21 protein-coding genes and 2 pseudogenes are annotated in these 23207 nt (G+C 52.0%); 16 read left to right on the plus strand and 7 right to left on the minus strand.

Translation table 11 applies throughout. The features are described 5' to 3' along the window. The 4 genes and pseudogenes from RUA4292_RS24570 to RUA4292_RS24990 form a co-directional block, all read right to left on the minus strand. Positions 1 to 436, minus strand: a pseudogene (locus tag RUA4292_RS24570) (transposase); the annotation flags it as partial. A gap of 145 nt (positions 437 to 581) precedes the next feature. Then, entirely contained in the window at positions 582 to 1916 is a 1335-nt protein-coding gene (locus RUA4292_RS16965; protein WP_058278673.1) for a sensor histidine kinase, read from the minus strand. Continuing rightward, on the minus strand, positions 1916 to 2575 hold the full coding sequence (locus tag RUA4292_RS16970; protein WP_058278674.1) for a response regulator: 660 nt from the start codon (positions 2573 to 2575) through the stop codon (positions 1916 to 1918). Before RUA4292_RS16970 ends, RUA4292_RS16965 begins: the two co-directional genes overlap by 1 nt. 37 nt (positions 2576 to 2612) lie before the next feature. Beyond that, on the minus strand, positions 2613 to 3284 hold the full coding sequence (locus tag RUA4292_RS24990; RefSeq protein WP_058278675.1) for a PepSY domain-containing protein: 672 nt from the start codon (positions 3282 to 3284) through the stop codon (positions 2613 to 2615). 206 nt (positions 3285 to 3490) lie between these two features. Between RUA4292_RS24990 and RUA4292_RS24995 the strand changes: the two genes are divergently transcribed. Then, on the plus strand, positions 3491 to 4708 hold the full coding sequence (locus RUA4292_RS24995) for a hypothetical protein (RefSeq protein ID WP_058278676.1): 1218 nt from the start codon (positions 3491 to 3493) through the stop codon (positions 4706 to 4708). Between the two features lie 201 nt (positions 4709 to 4909). Here RUA4292_RS24995 and RUA4292_RS16985 read toward each other — a convergent pair whose 3' ends face one another. Both RUA4292_RS16985 and RUA4292_RS16990 read right to left on the minus strand, forming a co-directional pair. Then, positions 4910 to 5098 carry a hypothetical protein gene (locus RUA4292_RS16985; protein ID WP_058278677.1) on the minus strand — a complete coding sequence of 63 codons (189 nt, stop codon included), beginning with the start codon at positions 5096 to 5098 and terminating at the stop codon, positions 4910 to 4912. 316 nt (positions 5099 to 5414) lie between these two features. Further along, positions 5415 to 6203 carry a helix-turn-helix transcriptional regulator gene (locus tag RUA4292_RS16990; RefSeq protein ID WP_233493480.1) on the minus strand — a complete coding sequence of 263 codons (789 nt, stop codon included), beginning with the start codon at positions 6201 to 6203 and terminating at the stop codon, positions 5415 to 5417. 559 nt (positions 6204 to 6762) lie between these two features. On the opposite strand from RUA4292_RS16990, the gene RUA4292_RS24585 reads away from it, so the two are divergent. From RUA4292_RS24585 to RUA4292_RS17040, 10 genes and pseudogenes are all read left to right on the plus strand, one after another. Continuing rightward, positions 6763 to 6939 carry a Flp family type IVb pilin gene (locus RUA4292_RS24585; protein ID WP_145975006.1) on the plus strand — a complete coding sequence of 59 codons (177 nt, stop codon included), beginning with the start codon at positions 6763 to 6765 and terminating at the stop codon, positions 6937 to 6939. Positions 6940 to 7083: 144 nt separating this feature from the next. After that, complete coding sequence (cpaB, locus tag RUA4292_RS16995; RefSeq protein ID WP_082637174.1) at positions 7084 to 8043, plus strand: Flp pilus assembly protein CpaB; 960 nt, start codon at positions 7084 to 7086, stop codon at positions 8041 to 8043. 9 nt (positions 8044 to 8052) lie between these two features. Next, positions 8053 to 9588: a pilus assembly protein TadG-related protein gene (locus RUA4292_RS17000; RefSeq protein WP_058278679.1), complete on the plus strand. Its 1536-nt coding sequence runs from the start codon at positions 8053 to 8055 to the stop codon at positions 9586 to 9588. Positions 9589 to 9602: 14 nt separating this feature from the next. After that, entirely contained in the window at positions 9603 to 10100 is a 498-nt protein-coding gene (locus RUA4292_RS17005; RefSeq protein WP_058278680.1) for a TadE/TadG family type IV pilus assembly protein, read from the plus strand. Next, the gene (locus tag RUA4292_RS17010) at positions 10097 to 10744 is read left to right on the plus strand and encodes a TadE/TadG family type IV pilus assembly protein (protein WP_058278681.1); all 648 of its coding nucleotides are present in this window, start codon (positions 10097 to 10099) and stop codon (positions 10742 to 10744) included. Before RUA4292_RS17005 ends, RUA4292_RS17010 begins: the two co-directional genes overlap by 4 nt. Continuing rightward, positions 10741 to 11970: a CpaE/TadZ family protein gene (locus RUA4292_RS17015; RefSeq protein ID WP_058278682.1), complete on the plus strand. Its 1230-nt coding sequence runs from the start codon at positions 10741 to 10743 to the stop codon at positions 11968 to 11970. Before RUA4292_RS17010 ends, RUA4292_RS17015 begins: the two co-directional genes overlap by 4 nt. A 159-nt stretch (positions 11971 to 12129) precedes the next feature. Then, the gene (locus RUA4292_RS17020) at positions 12130 to 13374 is read left to right on the plus strand and encodes a TadA family conjugal transfer-associated ATPase (protein WP_233493481.1); all 1245 of its coding nucleotides are present in this window, start codon (positions 12130 to 12132) and stop codon (positions 13372 to 13374) included. Continuing rightward, positions 13371 to 14339, plus strand: a complete 969-nt coding sequence (locus RUA4292_RS17025) for a type II secretion system F family protein (protein WP_058278684.1) — start codon at positions 13371 to 13373, stop codon at positions 14337 to 14339. The genes RUA4292_RS17020 and RUA4292_RS17025 overlap by 4 nt, the downstream gene beginning before the upstream one ends. Continuing rightward, on the plus strand, positions 14270 to 15340 hold the full coding sequence (locus RUA4292_RS17030; RefSeq protein ID WP_158507058.1) for a type II secretion system F family protein: 1071 nt from the start codon (positions 14270 to 14272) through the stop codon (positions 15338 to 15340). Before RUA4292_RS17025 ends, RUA4292_RS17030 begins: the two co-directional genes overlap by 70 nt. Positions 15341 to 15586: 246 nt before the next feature. Further along, positions 15587 to 16656: pseudogene (locus RUA4292_RS17040) on the plus strand (IS3 family transposase). A gap of 31 nt (positions 16657 to 16687) precedes the next feature. On the opposite strand, the gene RUA4292_RS17045 reads toward RUA4292_RS17040, so the two are convergent. Then, complete coding sequence (locus tag RUA4292_RS17045; RefSeq protein ID WP_058278686.1) at positions 16688 to 17383, minus strand: IS6 family transposase; 696 nt, start codon at positions 17381 to 17383, stop codon at positions 16688 to 16690. A 127-nt stretch (positions 17384 to 17510) separates the two neighbouring features. On the opposite strand from RUA4292_RS17045, the gene RUA4292_RS24205 reads away from it, so the two are divergent. The 5 genes from RUA4292_RS24205 to RUA4292_RS17070 all read left to right on the plus strand — a co-directional run bounded on the left by RUA4292_RS24205 (position 17511) and on the right by RUA4292_RS17070 (position 23205). Beyond that, positions 17511 to 18830, plus strand: coding sequence for a glycosyltransferase (locus RUA4292_RS24205; protein WP_082637175.1), 1320 nt, complete (start codon positions 17511 to 17513; stop codon positions 18828 to 18830). Between the two features lie 216 nt (positions 18831 to 19046). Continuing rightward, positions 19047 to 20189 carry an acyl-CoA dehydrogenase family protein gene (locus tag RUA4292_RS17055; RefSeq protein WP_145975007.1) on the plus strand — a complete coding sequence of 381 codons (1143 nt, stop codon included), beginning with the start codon at positions 19047 to 19049 and terminating at the stop codon, positions 20187 to 20189. 4 nt (positions 20190 to 20193) lie between these two features. Next, complete coding sequence (locus tag RUA4292_RS17060; protein WP_058278689.1) at positions 20194 to 21447, plus strand: HupE/UreJ family protein; 1254 nt, start codon at positions 20194 to 20196, stop codon at positions 21445 to 21447. Beyond that, positions 21444 to 22961 carry an amino acid adenylation domain-containing protein gene (locus RUA4292_RS17065; protein WP_058278690.1) on the plus strand — a complete coding sequence of 506 codons (1518 nt, stop codon included), beginning with the start codon at positions 21444 to 21446 and terminating at the stop codon, positions 22959 to 22961. Before RUA4292_RS17060 ends, RUA4292_RS17065 begins: the two co-directional genes overlap by 4 nt. After that, positions 22951 to 23205, plus strand: a complete 255-nt coding sequence (locus tag RUA4292_RS17070) for an acyl carrier protein (protein WP_058278691.1) — start codon at positions 22951 to 22953, stop codon at positions 23203 to 23205. The genes RUA4292_RS17065 and RUA4292_RS17070 overlap by 11 nt, the downstream gene beginning before the upstream one ends. Positions 23206 to 23207: the final 2 nt, after the last annotated feature.

Genomic DNA, 23207 nt, shown 5'->3' on the forward strand with positions numbered 1-23207 from the left:
TCTCTCAGCAAAGCCGCGATCCGACGATAACCGTAGCGGCCATACTGGCGGGCCAATTCTATCATGTCCGCCACCAGGCGCTTCTCGTCATCTCGACCTTTCGGCAGCTTTCGCTGTGTGGATCGGTGCTGCTTCAGGACACGACACGCCCGGCGCTCTGAGACACGCAGTTTGTGGCGCACATGGTTGATGCAGGCACGGCGACGGGCGGGGCTCAGTAGTTTCCCTTGGCCGCCTCCGTCAGGATCAGTTTGTCCAGGGTAAGATCCGAGACGGCCCTACGAAGACGCTCATTCTCTTTTTGAAGGCGCTTGAGTTCCTTCAATTAATCCGCGCCCATTCCGCCGTACTTTTTCTTCCAGCGATAATAGGTCTGTTCAACAACACCAATCTGCCGGATTGCATCCAGACGGGACATGCCTTGCCCCATCAATATCTCAACCTGCCGTAACTTCTAGACAATCTCTTCCGGCTTCGGTCGCTTGTTCGCCATGTGGTTCCTCCGTTTTCACAACCATAACGGCGGACCACACAAGTGGGGGAGGATCAATTGAGCCACTCATTCTCTGAGCCGTCGACGCTTATGACTTAGTTGGAATCACCACCCGACCGCTTAAACCTCCAAGCGAGACAGATTTTCCCAAGTCAAAGTGCGCACCATATGCATTGAGAAGATCAACCGCTATTGCCAGCCCCAGCCCGCTGCCTCTCACCGAAGTGTCAAGCCGCCCACCAGAGCGCAATGCTTCGTGTATTGCGTCCTCTGGAATACCCGGCCCGTCATCTTCGATACAGATCTCGACGCAGTATTCCCGACGTTTCGCAATCAGTCTTACTTGGCCACGACACCATTTGACTGCGTTATCCAACAAGTTTCCAAGAACCTCTTCGATATCTTGCGTATCCATGCGCACCCAGAGTTCGGGGTCGCTTTTGACGTCCAGCTTTTTGCCTTCTCTTTCGGCAATCGTTGAAAACAGCCGTGCGAGACGTTCGACTGAATGTGAAATATCCGTGCGCGAATGCGTCAACTCAGCTGTGTTTAGAGCTCGGATGCGCGCGAGTGACCGACCGAGTTGAGCGTCGATTCGATCAAGAGCTTCGTCAGCGATATTTGTATCGACGCCGGACTGGGACATAGCCTGCAATTCATTTCTCAGAATAGTGGCAGGTGTTTTCAAAGCATGTGCCAGATCAGCGGCTTGCCTGCGTGATCCGGACACAATGTCCCTATTGCGACGCAAAAGCTGATTCAAGTCATTAACCAAAGGGGCCACTTCCTCCGGATAATCCTTTGGTTTCAGGTCGTCATCAGCGTCCCAACGATAAGCCACATCCCTGCGCAATTTACGAAGAGGCCCCAGGATGACAGACATCAGCATCAATGAGCTCGCAACGCCGATCAGGCCAACCAACCCAAACACTGGCAGAAGACTGCGCTGTGCCGCCTGTCTTTCGTTGACCAATTGCGCCTGGCTTTCAGCAACACTTATGCCCCAGACAGTGTCATCTTCGAAGGTAATCTGTTGGTACGCGCTGCGCAGCGCTTCGCCCTCGGGGCCCGAAGTGTTCCAAAGGGTTGCGTTTTCTGAGGCGTTGGGTGGCTCGGCGATTGTTTCATCAAACAGAGACGCCGACGTGAAAACCTCTCCGTCGCCGTTGGTGACCTGCCAGTATCTGCCGGAATATGGCCCACTGTATGCCGGATCAAACATGAGATCACGCAGGGCATCCGGGTCTTGGGTCGTGACGCTCAGCCCGACAACAAGCTGGGTGTGGCGATCTAGAAGCGTGGCGTCGAACCTGTTTGAAACTCGGGAATCGATGAATGAAAACACCGCGAGTGTGCCCACGCCAACCGACAAGGCCCCGGACGCAATCCCCCCAAGCAATGCCCGTTGACGCAATGACAACATCAGAGTGAATCGATCATGTATCCGCGACCCCGAACCGTCGTGATCAGGTCAGGTCCCAACTTGTTACGCAGTCGGTTTATGAAAACCGCGATGGTATTCGAGTCCCGGTCACCATTGTATTCGTAGATATGCTCCGAAAGCTCGGATCTTGGAATCAGGCGACCGGCGTTATGGGCCAGGTAAGTCAGAACAGCAATCTCCTGGGCGGTTAAATCGATCGGAACACCTTCAACAGTCACCCGTCCATTACGTGTATCAAGAATGACGTTGCCCATCTCGATAATGGGGTTAAGCTGCCCACTCTGACGGCGCAAGATGGCGCGGACACGCGCGGCCAGCTCGGGCAAATGGAATGGTTTGGTCATGTAATCATCCGCACCAGCATCCAACCCGTCGACCCGTTCGCTCCACCCATCACGTGCCGTCAGGATCAATACCGGAGTTTTTACGCCTGCGCTGCGCCAGTCGCGCAAAACAGAGATGCCATCTCGTTCCGGAAGCCCGAGATCGAGGATGATCATATCATATGGTTCTGTAGTTCCCAGATGCTGGGCGTCAATGCCATTGTGGACGATATCGACCACTCGGCCTTCAGCGTTTAGCAGCTTTTTGATCTGCTCACAAAGGTGCGGTTCATCTTCAGCGAGTAATACTCTCATACTTTTATCTATAGGCCTGCGACCGAAATTTTAACCACTATTTTTTGCCGCCACCATTACCGTTGCCGCCGGAGTTGCCGTTACCGTTGCCACCGCTGTTGCCGTTGCCGCCAGAGTTGCCGTTGCCGTTGCCACCTGAGTTGCCGTTGCCGTTGCCACCTGAGTTGCCGTTACCGCCAGAGTTGCCGTTGCCACCGGATTTGCCGTTGCCGCCAGAGTTACCATTGCCGTTGCCACCTGAGTTGCCGTTGCCGCCAGAGTTACCGTTGCCGTTGCCGCCGGAGTTGCCGTTACCATTGCCGCCGCTATTGTTGCTCTGATTGCCCTTACTGCTGGCCTGTCCTTGCGAGTTGGATTTGGCAGAATTGCCGGGTGTGGACTTGGCTGCATTGGAAATCTGGCGTCCGATATTTGAACGATTGGGCACAACCACACCGGTTTGAGCATTCACGATAACACTGATGATCTTGCCGTTGGGTTTCTTTACAAGGATCCGATAGTAGACCTTGTCAGTCTGGAACGCACGCGCATCAACCGGCGTTCCGCCAAAGACTCTTTCAACGCCTTTAAGAACCCTCTTCAACCTGATGGTGCTGCCTGACGTTGTCACTTTGCGCAATTCGGACTGTTTTAGTTCGCGCACAGCAGCATGCCCTTCCCCAACCTGGAGAAAGGCGAACAGACAAGCGATGATAAAAAGCTTTCTCATCCTCAGCACTCAATACAGCGTAATCGCGCCTCAATTCTACAGATTTTAAGATGAACTGGCGATGAACGGCCGGTTCGTCGCAGGTTCAACGATAATGGGCTTAAATCTGTCAGTTAGTTCCTGATTCCGGCGCACACACTCGTGCTGTCAGGTTTCCACGCATTTCATTGTGTGTGGAAATTCGCATTCAACAAACGAGGACCGTCATGAAGATCAAAACGACCGGCCTAATGAAAGCCTCTGCAATAGCAATCGCTTTGCTGGGATCTACTGCAATTATTGGGGCGTTCACATTCCCCGATACCGCCTATGCCAAGCAAGGCAATGGTAACGGCGGTGGCAATGGTAACGGCGGTGGCAATGGTAACGGCGGGGGCAATGGTAACGGGGGCGACAAAGGCAACAGCGGTGGCAAAGGCCACGGCAGCAGCGCGAGTAGCGGAAAAGATAAAGGTAAAGGATCAACCGCATCCACAAACGGCGCAAGCAAAGCTGCCGGGAAATCTGGTCACAAGTCAAAAGGCGCTGAACGGAGCTCCTCGAAATCTTCCAAGAAGGGTCAATTCTCTCTGAATGGATTGTTTGGCGGCAATAAAAAACAAACTCCCAAGAAGACACAAAGGAAGGGAATTGCCGGCCTGTTCAAAGGTAGCAAGCCAGTCACCACTGCAAAACGAACAAAAACTACTTCAGTTAAGCGGTCTTTGCGCCCGCCAAGCAGGAAAGCAACGATTCTAGAAGATAGTACGCTTGCGCTTGAACCGCGCAACCTCGGCAAGTTGAACGGCGCCACTAACTCCAGCCCCAAGGCAAAGCTCGCGCATATTGCCAACGGTCAGTATATGAAAGGAACGGGGCCGGTCAGCCTTGCAGCAGGCCTTGCCGTTGCGGACACGAAATTCAATCACATCATGGGTGAAAACAACACGTTGAGTCCCAAAGACGTGAAAGAAATCAACGCAGCGTTGGACTACTTGGACGAAGCCCCCCTGTCCCTGGAAGAAGCCGAGGATATCCTTGCCAATGAGGAAGCCAACCCTGGGACAACTGATCCTGAAGATTTGGAAGACGCGCAAGCCGTTAAAGATGCGCACGACTTAACCACGGATGAAGATGGTAATCCGATTGATCGACCTACGGAAGATCAGTTGGCGTCCGCAGAAGCCGTGCATCAGGCAGAAGACAACCTTTTGGATCACCACAAGGGCGGGTTTTCAGAAGATGACGCCATCGCAGCGCAGCAGCAAGACAGTGTTCTCGACGCTGTACGAGCCTCTAATCCTGACGAGGAAGCCGTCAAAACCGCTCTTGGCAATTCGTATGACGAAGACAAGTACGATGACGAAGAAGTCAGTATCGATCCGGTCGAAGAAGATCAGACGCCTGATGGAGGGGAAGAGGAAGAACTTGCTAGTAATGGCTAAGTGCTAGGTCAGAAGGGTGTTGGTAAAGACCTGGTCCGCGCCAATATCGCACGGGTTCGCATCATGCCCCAATAACCATTTGGATTCTTTACCTTGACCTCTCACTTTAAAAAAGCCCGCTCTGGTTAGAGCGGGCTTTTGCATTTGTGTTTTCCCGGGTAGGACGTGTCCCTGGAAAACTGCAGACGTCTTAATGTAGGGTCAGACGTCCTTTTTTGCTCTTTCAAACTGTTCGCTGTTTACGATAGCCGTCAGAGCAATCTCGACAGGCGAGAAACGCCCGCTGCCGGATTTCGTGGTGTTCGACACGTATTTGTGCGCGGTGGAACGTGATGGTTTCATTCGTACAGGAACCGGATCCAAAGCTTTTTCAGTGGCAGACTTAATCATGCTGTTCCCCTTCCAGGGAGCCAAGCGCCCTTAACCGTCTCGGCTCGGTAGAATGAGTATGCGCGATGTCTGTTGAACACTGCGAGAACACATTGTTCATCTTTGGTTAAAGTTGTCGCCGATACGTCAACAATAGCCTAAGTTGCTCTTCGCTGCTCAAATCCCCACTGATGGTTTAAGTAACCCTTGATAGTAGATAAGCAGCATTTATCGTATTTGGCCTTGCACCATCGCTGTGTAGTAGAACAGACAAAGGAGCGTTTTGCCTACCTGTGCGGCTAACTTGGTGCTTTACAGCTATGGCATTCACTAGCCGTCAGCCGATACGTGCTGTTTCAGCATTGTTGGAGCCGCGGTCTGCATCATTTCTTCGATTTAACAAATGCAGCAGTTCAACTTGATTAGAAGCGCCCGTCTTTGAAAAAACTGAACTCAGATGCGACCGAACAGTCGTTGGGCAGACAGTCAGGGCTTCGGAAACCTTTTTGACCGTAAATCCTTCCTTCAACATGGCACAAACCCGAAATTCACACCGGCTCAGGCCTGCTGGATTTTGAAGACCCAGTATCGGAACACGTTTGTTTCCCGAAACCTCCTTAAGATGGTGGTTTCGGCCCTTCTCACAAATCGCGGAAGCTGAACCAGGCGTTCGATTGCTCCAACCGGACGCTAGTGTCGACGCCATTATGGCCAGTAAGTCCAATTCAAATTGGGCAGGCTTATGCCGGAAATGCAGCTCGATGTGATCCACATGCCCGCCACTCGTATCAAGCGGAACGATGATCACCTCACCCAAATCCTTTAAATCGCCCTCAAGATGTCGTGGTATTGCTGCTTTGTCTGCAATCAATGCATCCGACAATGTCCAAATTGAACCAGCCTTTGCCGTCGCAAAATTGTCACCCAAAACCAGCTCTGCCTGAGTTTGAGATTGAGAGGGCCAGACTTTACCTTCTTCTTTGCAACACCGAGCAACGTATTTTACTTTTCGGTCCAGCTTAAATGTTCGCGCAATTAGTGCAGCGTCTGCATTAACCAACTCTATTAATTTTCTTAAAGCTTGTGGAATGGAATTATTACCCGCTAAAGCGTGTGTCCACTCCATAACGAATCTGAAGCTGTTTTGGGCCTGGGCGCTTCTGGGAAAACTGACACTCATTACTCTACCAACCAAATCAGCAAACTTTGCTGGTCAAAATTTCTTTCGCAGCCCCCGCCGCAGTTACAAACTTGTTCAGGTCTCATCAGCTCAGCAACTGGTTTTTGAAGCCTCAAATGAAGATGCACAATAAAGCATGGCGCCGAACTAAATTTTAATTATCTGAATTTATTACTAAAAATTCAATTTCGTGAAAATTAAACGTCGACATCCGATCGATCCAGAGAACGAGATTTTAGACTACAGTTACCCCTCAAATCACTAAATTGTTTCCAAACATGCTGATTCGAATGAATGTTAAGACCTTGTTAATGCAAGGTTTATTTTTGTCACCTTCAGGTAGCTAATGAAATTAAAAACACACTTTAAAGGTGTATTTTTCCTATTCTTCGCGGAAGGCGGGAATTTTTATCACGGCTACCGTTATTTCAGAGCCAATGCAAAATGTCTGGCTTGCGTTGCGACAAACGCAACGTGGATTTCAATTTAACCTTTCGGGGGAAACATGACCAAATTTATGAAGAAGTTTGTCAAAGAAGAAAGCGGCGCGGCAATTGTTGAATATGGCCTTGCCCTTTTGGTTGTCGCGTCAATTGCGGTTGGTGCGTTCTCTTATCTTGGCACCACTACAAACACGAACGTGACGGGTGCTTGCGCAGCTCTGGGTAGCGCAACCTGCTGAGCCATTGGTTCCTTGCGATTTACAAACCACAACAACATTCTGCGCCGTCCCATCCGTATAGCGGCGCAGAATACACCGCCGGGATTTTCGAAATCACATTTGTAGAAGTTTCGAGATTTTTGAGCGTAACTTTTGGAGACAGAGATGCGTATCAGACCAATTATTACCACATTTTTCGGAATTGCGATTGCTTCAGGCTCTGTGTTCCTGGCGAAAGACTACATCCAATTTAACACGACTGCACCCAGTGCTACGACGAACGCCGATCTCGTTGAGATCTACGTTGCCCGCTCAGAGATTGCATTTGGTCAAACAATAGAAAATCATCACGTCACAACTCATCTCTGGCCACGCGAAGCGCTACCTGCAGGGGTTTTTACCGAGTTAGGGGTACTTGTTCCGGATAGTCGCCAAAAGCTGCGTCGCGCAAAGGGGCGGTTCTATCCCGGTGAAGTCATGCTTCTTTCGAAAGTTTCGAATTTCGGAGAGAAGGTCACGCTGGTTCAAAAGCTGGGTGAAAACACGCGCGCGATGGCGATCGAAGTGGATGCCGTGACCGCGGTCGGCGGATTTGTCACTCCGGGTGATTGGGTCGACATCGTTTTGACTCAAGGCGCAAGGATGGATTTGCGCGCTGTTACTATTTTGCAGAATATCCGCGTGATTGGCGTCGACCAGCAATCCGAAGAACTGAGCGATCAACCCGAAATTGCCCGCACGATCACAGTGGAAGTGACACCTCAGCAAGGACAGCGCCTGGCTTTGGCTCAAAAAGCCGGGACCCTGAGCCTCACTCTAAGAACGCTGGACGGTGTCGAGGATGAGCCAATGGAAATGGTTCGCCTGCGCGATCTTTTGCAAGAAGAAGGTCCAACTGAAGAAGTCGAAACTCAACCGACGGTTAGGTTGAATCGCGGCACGGAATCCGAAGTTGTCATCATCCAGAGGAACTCCCGCGGAGCCGAAGAAGCGACAGAGGCGGAGACGACCCCCCAGACGCAATCCAGCAATCAGACGGATGCCTCGTCCACCCCATTAACTGTCAGCCCAGAGATCAAGCCAAAAGCCCGCTCGATCGAAGTCAGCCAGAACTCTGCACAGTAAGTCTGCGCCATGCATTTTAAAGCCAACATATCATTCTTTGTAAGGGACGAACGCGGCACGGTCGCGATCCTTTGGGGCACAGCATTTGTTGCATTTCTCGGTTTCTTTGCGATCACGCTGGATGTTGGCCGATTGAACTCGACCCACGCAGAGTTTCAGTCCTTCGCGGACCACGTAGCCTTGGCAGCCGCTGGTGAGTTGGACGGACAACCCGACGCTATCACCCGCGCAACCAATGCAGCGGCCAACTTGATCAGTGACAGCCAGACATTTGCCAACGGTCCTTCCACGCTTTCGGGCTCGTCGGATTATACGCTTTTGTTTCACTCCGCGCTGCCGGTTTCGGACCTCACGCCGTTGGGCTCAGATGTCACCACCAACCCACGAGAAGCCAAATTTGCGCAGGTCGTGTTAACACCCAAATCCCTTAGCATGAACCTTGCTTCGGCTTTGGACAGAATGTTTGGTGGAAGCGGCATTTCGGCCAGCGTTTCGGCCGAGGCCGTCGCCGGTTACTCCAAAGCGGCCTGCGATATCTCACCTTTGATGTTCTGCCTGCCGCCGGATTGGGAAAATACCCTGACCGTCGGCGATCAAATCTTGTTGCGCAGCGGTGGCAACGGAACCGCCTGGGGACCAGGTAATTTTGGGTTTATCGACCTGGCGACATTTGAAGATGCCTCTGGCGTATGTGCGGACGAAGGCGGGAACAAACTTGCCTGCCTCATCGCAGCGCAAAGCCAGATTACGCAATGCGTGTTGACTAATGGTCTGGATACCGAACCGGGTCAGAAGGTCGGAATCACCAATGCGGCGTTCAATGTCCGCTTTGATATTTTCCGCTCCGTGCTTAATGGTGAAAAAAACAACCCGGACTTTGCACCGGCTCCGAACGTCATCAAAGGGATACAGAAAAAGGGGGGTGGTTCCTGCATTCAGGGTAACGAAGAGGTTACGCCTGACACGGTCGCTCTTGGTCGAGACACTTGCATGGCGGCAGGCACATGCGGTGGCAACAACCGGTTCGGAGACGGCGTCTGGGATCGCGCAGGGTATCTTAACCGGAACCATGACCTTGCAGACGGTATCGCAGACGGAATTGGCAGCGATGCTCACCTTCCGGCTCTTAGCGTAACGGATAGCGTGTTTGCTGGCACAAGATACGGAATGTATCTGCGGGAAATCGCGCACGGCAATAGCAACCCACATTCACCGCCGAACGCAAATTCGATCCTGGACCCTTCGCTTGCGGAAACCGGCCGCCCGATGTGCTCGAACCAAATGTCGACTGACCCGGCCCGTCGTGTCGTAACAGCGGCAGGCATCGATTGTACCCAAAATCCGGTTTCCGGCTCGACCACGGGCGTTCCGGTTACAAAGTTTGTTGCTGTCTTCCTGACAGAACCAGTTGGGGATGATGGCGGCTCGCCACCCAGCTTTGACATCCATGGCGAAGTTGTCGGCTTCCCTGACGTTTCAGGTGTCGGCAGCGGCGGTAATGGGTTCGGCGGTATCTTTCGCGACCTCGTGCAACTGTATCGGTGATAGGACGCAGGATCATGAAAAGCCGCCTCGCAAAACCCTTCAAACGCTTCGCAAAAAAGGATGATGGCGCGATCCTCGTGGAATTTGGCCTGGTCATGCCACTTATGCTGTTGCTGCTGGCGGTCACGTTGGAATCTGCACGCATGATGTCGTCCTACCAATCGGTCATAGCAGGCGTTCGCGACGCCAGTCGCTATCTGTCCAGAGTGACACCCGCAGATATCTGCACCTCTGGAGGCAATGTTGCCGGACTTACTACTACTTTGAAGGGCATCGTCGAGGACGACAAAAATGCCAACAGCCTGTTCCCGCCCAGCATAACGGTCAATTCGGTGACACCCAGTCTGTCCTGTGTATCAGGAACCTATCGGGTCAACCCGGCGCCTGTCGGTACGGTCAGCGCGAACATTACTATTCAATTTCCTTTGGGCGGAATCCTGTCTCTCTTTGGCAACGGGCTGTCTTCGGTGACGACTGACGTTTCGGACACTTCACGGATTTTTGGGCAATGAAAGGTCTGCTTCATATCCACACGCACATGCTTCGCAGAGGGCAGAAAGTTCTTTGGGATCAAAGCGGCGGCGTTCTTGTCGAGTTCGCCATTGTCGTTTCCCTGTTTCTGTTCCTCTTCATGGCGCTACTGGATTTCGGTCGCATGTCCTATAGCATTGCAAATGCTCAGAAAGCCTCGCAACTGGCAGCGCGCATTGCAATCGTTCGACCGCCTGCGTGCCCCGGAGTACCCACGACGCATCAGCGGGGCACCTCTACTTCGTCACCACGGTTTGGCACGTCCTGCAGTGCCTCGGCCGGGGTTTGTGCGGATCCTCAAACCCCTTCGTGTTCGGGTGTCGCAATCAATGCTACGGCCTCGGAAGTCTGGGCGCGGATTAGCCCGCTTTTGCCTCCGGATGCCACAATAGACAACTTACAGTTTCATTATGACTTCAACCCCAATCTGGGTTTCTTGGGTGGCCCGTATACTCCCATGGTCTCAGTCGAATTGAACCTTAACGATTTTCAATTCGTTTCACCGTTGGCCGCGCTGGCAAATGCTGCGGGCGCAACTAACAGCACAATATCTTCGACAGTCGGTTACTCAAACTTCAGCGTCTCGCTGCCTGCTGAAGACCTTGCATTAGGAGAGTCAGGATGAGAGATCAGAATGTTTTTACACCGAAATCGCAGGCAATTATGCTTGTTTCGGAAAACGAAGAGATCGCGCAGCTGGTTGCGGATGTCTTTCCCGTAAATGAGGAAAATAAAGTCACCAGGAACGGGGCATCGTTTCAGATGTTGAATGGAACTGCCCTCGATCTTGCATTCAAGCACGATCTGGTGATCTTTGAAATCGACCCTAATGACACAGGGGAGCTCCGCGCTATCGAGGCTGTCCTGACGCACCGCGACGATAACACCTTGTTTGTTGCACTCACTCAGAATGATCTGTCGATCACCAAGGCGCGTGAATTGTACAAGATCGGTATTGATGAGGTTTTGCCGCTGTCGATTGATGGCGAAGGTTTGAAAGCCGCAGTCAATGAGAAACTAAATGCGCGCGCGGTTTCGCGAACCACTATTTCAGACGGTTCTTCGGCGTTGGGCAAGGTCATACCAGTCGCAAAGGCGCGCGGTGGAATCGGAGCTACAACAGTTGCTGTCAACCTCGCTTGCTCGCTTGTCGGCGGGCGGGGATCTTTCTTCAGGAAGTCCGCAAAAAACCGAGTGGCCCTTTTGGATTTTGACCTTCAGTTCGGAAACTCAAATGTTTTTCTAGATCTCGAGGACAACGGCGGGTTCCTTCAACTTATCGAAAACTCTAAGATTCCTGACGATCATTTTCTGTCTTCGATCCTGCAAGAGCATGGGCTTGGCGTCGACGTTCTGTGCGCGCCTACCCCGATGGTGCCCCTACAATCGATGCGGCCTGATCTGATCGAAGGGATGCTGGACCTTCTGCAACAGCGCTATGATTATGTTATCATCGACCTTCCCTGCGCCGTCGTTGAATGGGTTGAACCTATTTTCAAACGGGCCACCAAATTGGCTTTGGTTACCGATACTACTGTCCCCTGCGTGCGTCAGGCGCGGCGGTTGATTGATTTCTACCGCGAGGCAAACGTCGGCCTTCCGGTGGAGTTCGTGGTCAACAGAGAGCGGAACACATTGATCAAGCCTTCGCATGTCCGCGAGGCCGAGAAGGTATTGAAGACAAGCCTGAAACACTGGCTGCCCGAGAATTCGAAAGTTGCCAGAAACTCCGTAGATCTTGGACGGCCGATTGTGGACTTGAAGCGGCAAACGGATCTTGGAAAAGCCTTGGCAAAACTGGCCGCTGCGGTCTCGGCTGAAACTCAGCCCGTGGCAACGAAGAAAGCGTAAAAGGAGATCAACGTGTTCAACGAATTTAGATCACGCAAGGTTGCTTCCAAGTCGAATGTGCTGACACTGGATCGACCCATTGACATGCCCACCAAATCCAAGGCGACTCCTGATCCAGTAGATGTCGATCTGCAGGCGCATCTGGAACTCAAAAGCCGCTTGCATGGTGAGCTTCTGGACCGGCTCAATCTTTCAGTTATCGATAAGGTTGAACGATCGGAATTGAAGCGCCAGATCGCATCTTTGGTAACCGGTCTGATCGAGGCTGAAAACCTGCACATGCGCTCTGAGGCTTTCACTGCGCTGGTTGATGAGCTTATTCACGAAGTTATGGGTCTGGGGCCATTGGAGCCGTTGCTGGAAGACCCGACTATCAACGATATTCTCGTAAACTCTTTTGATCAGGTTTACGTCGAACGCTTTGGTCTTCTGGAGCTTTCTACTGTTCGCTTCCGCGATGAACGTCACTTGCTGCGGATTATCGACAAGATCGTCAGCAAAGTTGGTCGGCGTATCGATGAGTCTCAGCCCTGGGTTGATGCGCGCTTGGAAGACGGCAGCCGCGTTAACGCAATTATTCGGCCGTGTTCCGTCGATGGACCAGCTTTGTCAATTCGCAAATTCTCCCGCAACCCTTTGACAATAAAAAAGCTTGTTGATCAGAACAGCATGAATGATCAGGCAGCCAAACTCCTTGCGGCCCTTGTCGAAGCAAGGTTGAATATTCTCATTTCAGGCGGCACTGGCACGGGTAAAACAACCATGCTGAACGCTGTATCGTCGTTTATCGATGGCAATCAGCGTATTGTTACTATCGAAGACGCTGCCGAACTTCAGCTTCAGCAAAGCCACGTTGTTCGTCTTGAAACCCGCCCTCCGAATGCTGAAGGGCAAGGTGTAATCACCCAACGTGACCTAGTTCGCAATGCCCTGAGGATGCGGCCTGACCGCATCATCGTAGGAGAAGTTCGTGGGTCAGAGTGTTTTGACATGCTTCAAGCCATGAATACGGGCCATGACGGGTCTATGACTACCGTTCACGCAAACTCGGCGCGTGATTCACTAAGCCGGGTTGAGCAGATGGTAACAATGCTTGGCACTGACTTGCCGATGAAAACCATCCGATCACAGATTGCTTCGGCGATACAGATTGTACTCCAGCTCAGCCGCCTTAGTGACGGCTCCCGCAGAGTCGTCAGCATTTCGGAAATTACCGGCATGGAAGATGACACAATCACCATGCAGGACATTTTTGTTTTCAAACGTCGCGGCAAGTCGGAGGACGGGCAGATTCTTGGGGAATTCCTGCCTACGGGTATTCGGCCAAAATGCTTCGATCAGTTGGTTGCCGCAGGGGTCAACGTAGATACCAACATGTTTATTCGTGGGGCTATGTCGTTATGATTGACCTGCAACCGAACACCCTGAACATTCTGTTCTACATTTCGATTTTCCTTGGAATTCTTCTTGCATACGAAGGATTACAGCAGCTTTTCCTGCGCAAGGAATCCCTCAGCGAGGCCAGAAACCGGCGCATGAAGCTGATCCAGGGGGGCGCCTCGACCGATCAGGTTCTGCAATTGTTACGCGACCCTGCAATGATGGCTCCTGGCGAAAAACCCAGTTTGATCGCGCGCTTTCGCCGTCTGCTTGTCCAAGCCGGGCTGACGATCAATCCGATCTGGATAGTCCTTGCAGCCACTTGTGTAGCCCTAGCGGCCTTCGTTGCAATATCCCGGCTCCTAGCCCCGGAAATTGCCGCAGTTCTTAGCGGCTTTCTGGCCGTTATTCTCCCGGTGCTGGTACTGATCGCCATGAAGGATGCCCGATCCAGGAAACTGACAAAACAGTTGCCGGATGCATTGGACCTTATGGCCCGTGGCCTGAAGGTCGGACACCCGGTGGCTGTAACGGTCGGGAATGTGGCATCGGATCTTCCGGATCCAATAGGTTCCGAGTTTGGCATTATTCAAGACCAAATTAACTACGGCGACGACGTCGCAACGGCGTTTCAGGACTTCTCGAAACGTGTCGGAACAGAGGACGCAAACTATCTTGCGGTCAGCATCGGTATTCAGCACGGAACCGGCGGCAACCTTGCACGTGTCCTAAGCATTTTGTCCCAAGTCATCCGCGACCGGCAAACCATGCAAAAAAAGATCAAGGCAATCTCTGCCGAGGGCCGTCTTAGCAGCCTTATTCTTACGGTCTTGCCGGTGTTCATCTACTTCTCAATCGAGATGTCCACACCTACGTTCTACGGTGATGTGCGAAACGATCCGCTATTTCCCTATTTCGCGTGTGCGATCATCGGCCTGACAATTGCTCAAGGGCTTATTCTGAAACGGCTCGTAAAGTTCAAATTCTGAGAGGGAGCGGAAAAATGGAATTTATTCAAGGTTTTCTGAACAGCCAAGATCTTCCCCTTCAGTATCTCGTGCTGGGCGGGATCGCCGTAAGCGTATTCTTTGTAATCCTCGGGATTTCCGGCATGACCGCAACTGATGACACGGCTGCACGCCGGATGCGGGTCGGATCAATTTCTCGGGGGCATGGCGCAGATTTCGACCTCATCCAGGGGGACAACAGCGACCCGCACGGTCTTCTAAAGGCTTTTGTGCCCTCGTCGAAACGTGAGCGTTCCAGAATTGGCAGAATGCTTAAGCAGGCTGGTATTCAGCGCAAACACGCCATCCGCACTTTCTATTTGTTTCGTGTGGTTATGGGGTTCGTGCTACCGGCCGCTTTCGTTACGGCGTTGGCATTGCCGTTAGAAATTCAGGTTCAGCTTGGTATTGCCAGTCTTTTGCAGAGCATCTCCTGGGTAAATGCATTGCAGATTGTCACCGCGCTGATGGTAGTCGGATTCTACGGCCCTGCTCTGTGGCTGCGGTACCGTATTAGAAAGCGCCGTCAGGCCATTGAACACAGTCTTCCAAATGCGCTGGACCTGTTGCAAGTAGCGATAGAGGCAGGATTAGGATTTGACGCCGCGATGGTGCGTGTGTCGCATGAAATGGCGCACGCAGCACCGGAAATTTCGCAAGAATTCACGATACTCCAACTGGAACTGCAAGCTGGCAAAGAGCGCCAAGCCGCCTTTATGGACATGGCGGAACGCGTCGGTATTGATGAGGTAAACTCCTTCGCGAACGCCTTCCTGCAATCCAACCAATACGGTACCAGCATTTCTGCTTCTCTACGGAGGTTTGCCACCGACATGCGTGTGGATCGCGAACTTCGGGCACAGGAAAAGGCCAACAAACTGCCAGTGCAGATGTCAGCTGTTATGGCCATGTGTATGATGCCCGTTCTTCTGCTGATCTGCCTTTCACCGATGGTGATCCGATGGATCAACATGTTTGGGTGAAAGCGAGGAAGACAACAGTTAGAAGTTTGACGTCAATCCGGGCGCTGCCGGTCCGTCACAGAGCCCGGAGTTCTGCAACCCATGGATGTTCGACGCCTCGGCAACAAACCGCGAACGTCGTTGAACGGGTGTTTGATCCTCCCCCACTTGTGTGGTCCGCCGTTATGGTTATGAAAACGGAGGAACCACATGGCGAACAAGCGACCGAAGCCGGAAGAGATTGTCTAGAAGTTACGGCAGGTTGAGATATTGATGGGGCAAGGCATGTCCCGTCTGGATGCAATCCGGCAGATTGGTGTTGTTGAACAGACCTATTATCGCTGGAAGAAAAAGTACTGCGGAATGGGCGCGGATTAATTGAAGGAACTCAAGCGCCTTCAAAAAGAGAATGAGCGTCTTCGTAGGGCCGTCTCGGATCTTACCCTGGACAAACTGATCCTGACGGAGGCGGCCAAGGGAAACTACTGAGCCCCGCCCGTCGCCGTGCCTGCATCAACCATGTGCGCCACAAACTGCGTGTCTCAGAGCGCCGGGCGTGTCGTGTCCTGAAGCAGCACCGATCCACACAGCGAAAGCTGCCGAAAGGTCGAGATGACGAGAAGCGCCTGGTGGCGGACATGATAGAATTGGCCCGCCAGTATGGCCGCTACGGTTATCGTCGGATCGCGGCTTTGCTGAGAGATGCGGGCTGGCAGGTGAATGACAAGCGCGTCGAAAGGCTTTGGCGTCGGGAGGGGCTGAAAGTGCCAATGAAACAACCAAAGAAGGGACGGGTCTGGTTAAATGATGGATCGTGTGTTCGGCTGCGGCCGGAGCATCGAAACCATGTCTGGAGCTATGATTTCGTGCATTGTCGAACGGATGACGGAAAGGCATTCCGCACGCTCAACGTCATCGATGAGTACAGCCGGGAGTGCTTGGCGATACGTGTGGACCGCAAGCTGAACTCCAGCGATGTCATCGACGTGCTGAGTGACCTGTTCATCATACGCGGTGTGCCAAGCTACATTCGCTCCGACAATGGCCCTGAGTTCATTGCCGTGGCGGTGCAAGACTGGATCAATGCAGTTGGAGCAAAGACCGCATACATAGAGCCAGGCAGCCCATGGGAGAACGGTTACTGTGAAAGTTTCAATGCGCGGTTCAGAGATGAGTTCCTGAATGGAGAAGTCTTCTACAATCTAAGAGAAGCGCAGATTTTGATCGAAGAATGGAGGAAACACTACAACACAAAACGCCCGCACAGTGCTCTGGGATACAAACCGCCGGCCCCGGAAACCATCGTTCAAATGGACCAAAGGCCGGTCATGCACTAACAATCAACTTGGACCACACAAGTGGGGCTGATCATTGACGCCACTCGCTAAGAGCGGCGGCGCGGGTCAGCTTGAAGGTGTCTCGGCTGGTTCGCGATCTTTCCTGGTTGAAGTGGTTGTAGACAGAGGAATGGACGGAGGCGAATTTCTGCAAACTTCGCATGCGCCTGAAGCGCTGCATGGCGCGTTCGCGTCGTCGAAACGGCAGGTGCGAGTTCTCGACGCGGTTGTTGAGCCACCTGCCCGTTTTCTGTTTTTCGAGTGCACCCATTTCTCTGAACGCAGCCTTGTAGGAAGCGAAGCGATCTGTGACGATCTCTTCGGCGCAACCGTGCCGATTCATCAATTTCTTGAGGAATTTCAGTGTTGCAGATTTGTTTCGACGCTTAGTAACGACGGCCTCAAGCACTTCACCTTCGTGATCGACGGCACGCCGGAGATAGTGGCGTTTGCCGTTCACTTTCACGAATACTTCGTCTAAGTGCCACTTCCATTTTGAAAAGGCTCGGAGTTGCTGAACCCGTTTTCTTCGGATCTCTGATGCAAACATCGGGCCGAACCTGTTCCACCAGTATCGGACAGTTTCGTGGCTAACGTCGATACCTCGCTCGTGCAACAAGTCTTCGACATTCCGAAGCGAGAGCGGGAAAAGGATGTACAGCATCTCCGCAAGGCGGATGATCTCAGGACTGGTCCTAAAGTATTTGAAAGAGGCAGGATTGGTCATGGGCAAAAGCTACGTAACCACGCTGCCCCACTCAAGCAAAGTTCTTCTGACAAGACCCTCGAAAGTCCACTTGGGAAAACATGTCCGGTCTTGACAACAAATTCATCCGGCCCAGTTTCCCAAAGCGATGTCTAAAAGATTGGCGATAGTATCAAGTGGGATAAGCGGCCCGCTTAACAGTGCGGTAGAGTTTGCTAAGCAAGCAAAACTATTCGGTTACGAGGTTTGTGTTTTTGCGCCAAAATCGTCTTTCGATCTAATTTCACATTTCGGTCTGGAGTACGGCGAGATTCCAATTCCTAAAGTTGATGCTTTCGCAGACCTACTGACTGCAGACCAGTTTAGGACATTATCATCAAATGATCGTCTGGATTGTGCAGTGAATGCCCTTGGCGTTAATGATTTTTCTGCCTCAATGTCCCGTTTTCAACCAGATGTTATTTTTGTCGACTGTGAACTTCACGCGCACATAATAGTCGGTTTGTCTCTGGGGCCGCCGGTCATTCAGTGTAGCAGTATGTTCTTGTCGCCCCCCGGATCCCAGGCGCCTCCTTTGAACAAACGCGCGTGTCCGGGTGTTGGTATGCGGGGAAGTCGAATTGGAATCTCAATTATTTGGATGAGCTTCCTGATTTGGAAACTCAAAAAAATTCTACGAAACAAGTTCAAACATCAAGGTGCAGATTTCACTTCGGCGCTGCTTGAACTGGCACGGCGTTACAACGTTCCGATCGCAAGAATAAGACGGCTGATTTGCTGGCAAATGCCATGGACTTACAAGATTCCCACTGTTTTGTTTCTCCCGCAGTCCATTGACTTGCCAACACGTCCTTACTCAGATTTTTCGTATCTCGGAGCGATGGTAATACAAGATCGCCCTGAAAAGCCTCATGACCGCGAAAAAGTGCGCAGGTTCTGTTCGGGGCAAGGCACAAAGAAACGCATTTTCGTCGGTTTCGGAACAATGATGAAGCCTAAGAGCGATCTGCTTGTTAACCTTTGGGAAGTCGCAAGTAAGCATCCAGAGTGGCAGTTCCTGTTTGCTGCAGGTCAGAATTGGGAGGATGGTGGCAGTTGTGACTACCCACGCAACGTTGATGTTGTGGCTTGGGTCCCCCAACATCAGGTTCTAAAGCATGCTCATCTTGCAATAATGCACGGAGGCACAGGCGGTCTTATCGAAGCCGTTGAGGCTGCAACACCTGTTCTCTTGTATCCACATGTCAACGATCAGCAGGGCAGCGCAGCCAGAGCTGTCTTTCATGGAATTGGCCGTGCGGGGCGCCACGCGGATACTGTCGAAAAGATCGAAAATGATATTCAGAAACTGCTGACCGACCCAAAATACAAAAAGAACTGCAAGGCATTGCAGGCTTCTTGCCAGCAGGAGAAGGTTGATGGAGGGCTGGCTGCTTTTTTGCAAAACGTCACCACCCAAAGTAACTAAAAATTCAAATAAAATAGAACATTAAGACATTTATCAATCTACTAAAAGGGTGGTCAAGACCGCCGTTCACCGTTTGATGAAAAACAATAATGCGCTTTCTGCACTGTATTTCCGTCCAAACTTTTAAATGTCAATTTCTGAATAGGATGATCCGGCCAGCTTCGACGTGCGTATTGCGTTCAGTACACGTAATCGAATACGATAGTGAACGAAGTGATGCGCCATACAAACCGCGATACCAGATGCGCTAGACTGGACTTTGCAAAAGCAAGCCCTGAGGTCTCTGATGGGAACTTACGCGCAGTGTGGAAAGCCGCCGGTGAATGTGGCGCTTTTGAGTTCGTTTTACCGCCAGGCCTTGGAAGTTCAATTAATAGCGCCAGTGAATTCGTTGAGGAAATGTTGCTGTTTGGTGAGTTTTGCGCGGATAGCGGCTTGGCGGTGGCCATAGTCTCACAGATTTGGACTATTCAACGCCCCCTTATTCGATTTGCTTCCCAAGAGCTACAAGACAGCTACTTATCCGGGCTCCTGTCCGGCGAATTGATTGGCGCATTTGCACTTACCGAACCTACGGCGGGATCCGACGCTTTGTCGCTGCAAACGACTGCTGAACACAATCGGGCGGGATACATCCTAAATGGTCAAAAGGCGTTTGTCGGCATGGGGCCTGTTTGCGATTTCGCGATCGCTTTCGCACAAACCGCGCCCGAGAAAGGTCGTTGGGGTTTGTCGGCCTTCGTTGTGCGCGCCGATGATGAAGGGTTTTTGCGAGCTGATAGGCAGGAAAAAGTCGGATTGAACTCCGCCCCCATGGGACAGCTTGAGTTCCGTGACTGTTGGGTTCCGGAGGCCCGCAGAATTGGACGAGAAGGCGCCGGAGCTACGATTTTACAAGCCACGCTCGACTGGGAGAGGTGCTTTATCCTAACAGCGCAAGTAGGCGCGATGCGACGCCAATTGAACGAGTGCACTGAGCATGCCGTTTCTCGTAAGCAATTTGGCAGGTCGATCTCGGAATTCCAATCCGTTTCCAACCGCTTGGCAGACATGCGCGTACGTCTGGAAACCTGCGAACTTATGTTGGCGCGGGCGGCACAGCTGTACGATACCGGACAACCCCTGACGCAGTTTGCGGCGATGACAAACCTTCACATTTCTGAGGCGTTTCTAAGTTCCAGCATGGATGCAATGCGAACGTTTGGCGGTCGTGGGTATCTTCAAAGTTCAAATTCAGGAACCGATGTGAATGACGCCCTCGGCGGTGTCATCTACTCGGGCACCTCGGACATTCAACGCGAAATAATCTCAAAGATGGAACTTGGAAAAAGTTCCCAACCGAAAAACGGGGGAGACTGAACCAATGCAAAACGCTGATCGCGAATCCATTGCCTGCGCCGCGACTTGGGCAAATTCGTTTAGTGGATCGTTGGCTGCGCTCTTTCTGTGGGTAGGCGGCTTAATTCTGATAGCCTTCGCAACGCCGGTTCATGCCCACAAGTTCAACGAGAGCTACGTTTATTTTGACGTCACTGATGACAGCCTGAGTGGCAGGATTGAAGCAACGTTGACGGATCTAACCCGAATTCAGCAGGGGGTGCCGGAGGTTTCGACGTCGCTGACTGAAGACGAAGTCCGGCAATCACAAGAGTTCTTCTTCAAATATTTCGAAAATCGCATGAAGCTTTTGTCGGATGGGCAAGCCCTTAAGGTTGAATTTGACGACATCTCATTTTTTGATTCGTCGGTCGATACGTTCGCTCAACTGCATTTTAATGTTTTAGACATCGAGCAAACCCCGACAACTATCGAGATGGCCTATGACGGCCTGTTCTCTGACGTCGATCCAAACCACCGAGGTTATGCACTTATTGGAAGCAATACCCGAAACGGGATGGACGAGAACGAGGCCTACATCTCGCTGATTTTCGCGCCGGGCGATGGCACAAAGGCCCTTTATCTGAACGATGAACCGGTAGGCGATATTGCGCGAACGTTCTTTGTGCACGGCGTTTGGCACATCTGGCTTGGGTTTGATCACGTTCTGTTTTTAGTGACCCTGCTGTTGGGAGCGGTCATGCGGATCGAGAACCGGCATTGGGTTCCATCCGAGAACATCCGCGAAAGCCTGTTGGAAACTGTCAAAATCGTAACGGTGTTCACGATCGCCCATACTATCACACTTTGTCTCGCAACCTTCGAAGTCATAACCCTGCCCGTGACGCTGGTGGAGGCGGTTATCGCTTTCTCGATTGCTGCCGTCGCCGTCGGCAACCTTGTACCTCGTTTTCACGCAAGTTCTTGGAAGGTCGTCTTTCTGTTCGGAATATTCCATGGCTTCGGTTTCGCAAATGTGCTCGAGCCACTTGGCCTCGACCCCACACGCAAGGCGCTTGGACTGGCTACATTTAATATTGGAGTTGAGGTCGGGCAACTCGCCATTGTGGTCGTTTTGTTCCCCATCTTATTCGCCTTGCGGCGCCTGACGGCCTACCGCGTTGTGTTTCTGCAAATTGGGTCCGTCGCCCTGATCGCAATTGCAATGTTCTGGTTCTACGAGCGAACGGTCGGCTGGTTCCCGCAGTTTGGTGACGCCGTTGTAATGGTGACCCAATGATCAAAGCGGGCTTGTTCCTGGACGACGCACTCAGGCGGTATGCACAAGTAACGCCCGAAGCTGCGGCGGTCAGCACGCTGGGGGAAATCACCACTTACGCTGCGCTAAACTCCAAAGTCGATAAGATTGCAAATGCACTAATCACTATGGGCATAGAACGCGGTGACAGAGTGGCTGTCTGCTCGGTCAAAGGCGCGGAAACCATCGCGGCGATTTACGCCATCCTCCGCATCGGAGGCGTTTATGTTCCGATTGATCCCGCAGCACCGACCGAGCGCATTGAGGCGCAAGTATCGATCGTTTCGGCCAGAATGGTCATCACCGACACAGCGCGCAAAACTAAGTTTTCGAGTACTTTTTCCGAAAGCCAGCTGTTTGACATTTCACAGCCCCTAGATGAATTTTCGGGCAATCTAGATACCGCTTGTAGACCGGATAGGGGTGCCGAGGATCCTGCGTACATCCTCATGACATCTGGGACCACCGGCGCACCAAAGGGCATAGTCCATACCCACAAAAGCGGGTTGGCCTATGCAAAGATGGCCGCGAAACTGTGCGCGTTACGCGCGTCAGATCGAGTGAGCCACCACACCCCTATTCATTTCGACATGTCGATTTTTGATATCTTCAGCACCGCCCAGGCCGGAGCTTGCACCGTAGTTATTCCCGAAATGCATGCAAAACTACCTGCAAGCCTTTCGGAGTTGACGGAGAAGGAGAGGATCACTGTTTGGTACTCTGTCCCATATGCCCTGATCCAAATGGTAGAGCGCGGCGTGCTGGAGGATCGAAACCTGGAAGCGCTGCGGATCGTCATGTTTGCCGGAGAAAAAACGCCTCCGGCTGCTTTGAAGGCGCTGTCCAAACATACCCCATACGCAAAATTCCTGAATGCATACGGTCCGACAGAAACGAACCATTGCACGACAGCCGTGATGACGCATGCAGAGTTGGACGGAACCAGCCCGTTGCCTATTGGACGTCCGGATATTGGAGTGACCGCTCGTATCGGGATCGGATCTGAAGATGAGGAAACTGGAGAACTTCTGATCGCTTCCGAACAGGTCATGTTGGAATACTGGCACGATTCCGGGCTAACTGAAGCTGCGATTTGCGATCTTCCGGACACCGACGGCAATGTGCGTAGATTCTACCGTACCGGGGACATTGTTCGAAGAGCGGAAAACAATGATTTTTTCTTGATCGGACGCAAAGATCGCCAAATAAAACTCAGGGGTTTTCGCATCGAACTGGATGAAGTCGAACTTGCATTGGTCAACACTCCATTGGTTACCGAGGCGGTCGCGACATTATGCGACGATGAAATCCATGCGTATGTCACCGGCGGTTCAAAAGAAGATCTGTCAAGCGTTCGGTCCAGAGTAGAAGCTGTTTTGCCGCAATATGCCGTGCCTCATCACATCGTATGGCTTGAAGAAATGCCCCGCACTTCGACGGGCAAGATAGACCGTGCCAAGCTCGCCGGACAGAAAGATGCACAGCATGCAGCCTGAAGAACAAATACAGGCTTTGCGAGATTACGTTCGCGTCACGCTGTTGGGCGGCCTAAAAGTGACAGACGACGAAGAGCTGTTGCTAAGCGGAATGATCGACTCGTTGGGCGTCATGTCTTTGGTTTCGTTCGTCGAACAGACCTACAGCATTGAAATCCCTTTGGAGGACGTCACGCTGGAAAACCTCAGCTCTATCGCTGCAATTTCCGTTTATGCCGAAAATCGGCGCATCGCAGTTTACTGAAA

It is taken from the genome of Ruegeria atlantica (assembly GCF_001458195.1).
Classification (GTDB): Bacteria; Pseudomonadota; Alphaproteobacteria; order Rhodobacterales; family Rhodobacteraceae; genus Ruegeria; species Ruegeria atlantica.

Bases quoted from the DNA above. Each gene is read 5' to 3' on its own strand.
- RUA4292_RS16965 (WP_058278673.1), bottom strand. From the start codon at position 1,916: ATGTTGTCATTGCGTCAACGGGCATTGCTTGGGGGGATTGCGTCCGGG.
- RUA4292_RS16970 (WP_058278674.1), bottom strand. From the start codon at position 2,575: ATGAGAGTATTACTCGCTGAAGATGAACCGCACCTTTGTGAGCAGATC.
- RUA4292_RS24990 (WP_058278675.1), bottom strand. From the start codon at position 3,284: ATGAGAAAGCTTTTTATCATCGCTTGTCTGTTCGCCTTTCTCCAGGTT.
- RUA4292_RS24995 (WP_058278676.1), top strand. From the start codon at position 3,491: ATGAAGATCAAAACGACCGGCCTAATGAAAGCCTCTGCAATAGCAATC.
- RUA4292_RS16985 (WP_058278677.1), bottom strand. From the start codon at position 5,098: ATGATTAAGTCTGCCACTGAAAAAGCTTTGGATCCGGTTCCTGTACGA.
- RUA4292_RS16990 (WP_233493480.1), bottom strand. From the start codon at position 6,203: ATGGAGTGGACACACGCTTTAGCGGGTAATAATTCCATTCCACAAGCT.
- RUA4292_RS24585 (WP_145975006.1), top strand. From the start codon at position 6,763: ATGACCAAATTTATGAAGAAGTTTGTCAAAGAAGAAAGCGGCGCGGCA.
- cpaB (WP_082637174.1), top strand. From the start codon at position 7,084: ATGCGTATCAGACCAATTATTACCACATTTTTCGGAATTGCGATTGCT.
- RUA4292_RS17000 (WP_058278679.1), top strand. From the start codon at position 8,053: ATGCATTTTAAAGCCAACATATCATTCTTTGTAAGGGACGAACGCGGC.
- RUA4292_RS17005 (WP_058278680.1), top strand. From the start codon at position 9,603: ATGAAAAGCCGCCTCGCAAAACCCTTCAAACGCTTCGCAAAAAAGGAT.
- RUA4292_RS17010 (WP_058278681.1), top strand. From the start codon at position 10,097: ATGAAAGGTCTGCTTCATATCCACACGCACATGCTTCGCAGAGGGCAG.
- RUA4292_RS17015 (WP_058278682.1), top strand. From the start codon at position 10,741: ATGAGAGATCAGAATGTTTTTACACCGAAATCGCAGGCAATTATGCTT.
- RUA4292_RS17025 (WP_058278684.1), top strand. From the start codon at position 13,371: ATGATTGACCTGCAACCGAACACCCTGAACATTCTGTTCTACATTTCG.
- RUA4292_RS17045 (WP_058278686.1), bottom strand. From the start codon at position 17,383: ATGACCAATCCTGCCTCTTTCAAATACTTTAGGACCAGTCCTGAGATC.
- RUA4292_RS24205 (WP_082637175.1), top strand. From the start codon at position 17,511: ATGTCTAAAAGATTGGCGATAGTATCAAGTGGGATAAGCGGCCCGCTT.
- RUA4292_RS17055 (WP_145975007.1), top strand. From the start codon at position 19,047: ATGCGCCATACAAACCGCGATACCAGATGCGCTAGACTGGACTTTGCA.
- RUA4292_RS17060 (WP_058278689.1), top strand. From the start codon at position 20,194: ATGCAAAACGCTGATCGCGAATCCATTGCCTGCGCCGCGACTTGGGCA.
- RUA4292_RS17065 (WP_058278690.1), top strand. From the start codon at position 21,444: ATGATCAAAGCGGGCTTGTTCCTGGACGACGCACTCAGGCGGTATGCA.
- RUA4292_RS17070 (WP_058278691.1), top strand. From the start codon at position 22,951: ATGCAGCCTGAAGAACAAATACAGGCTTTGCGAGATTACGTTCGCGTC.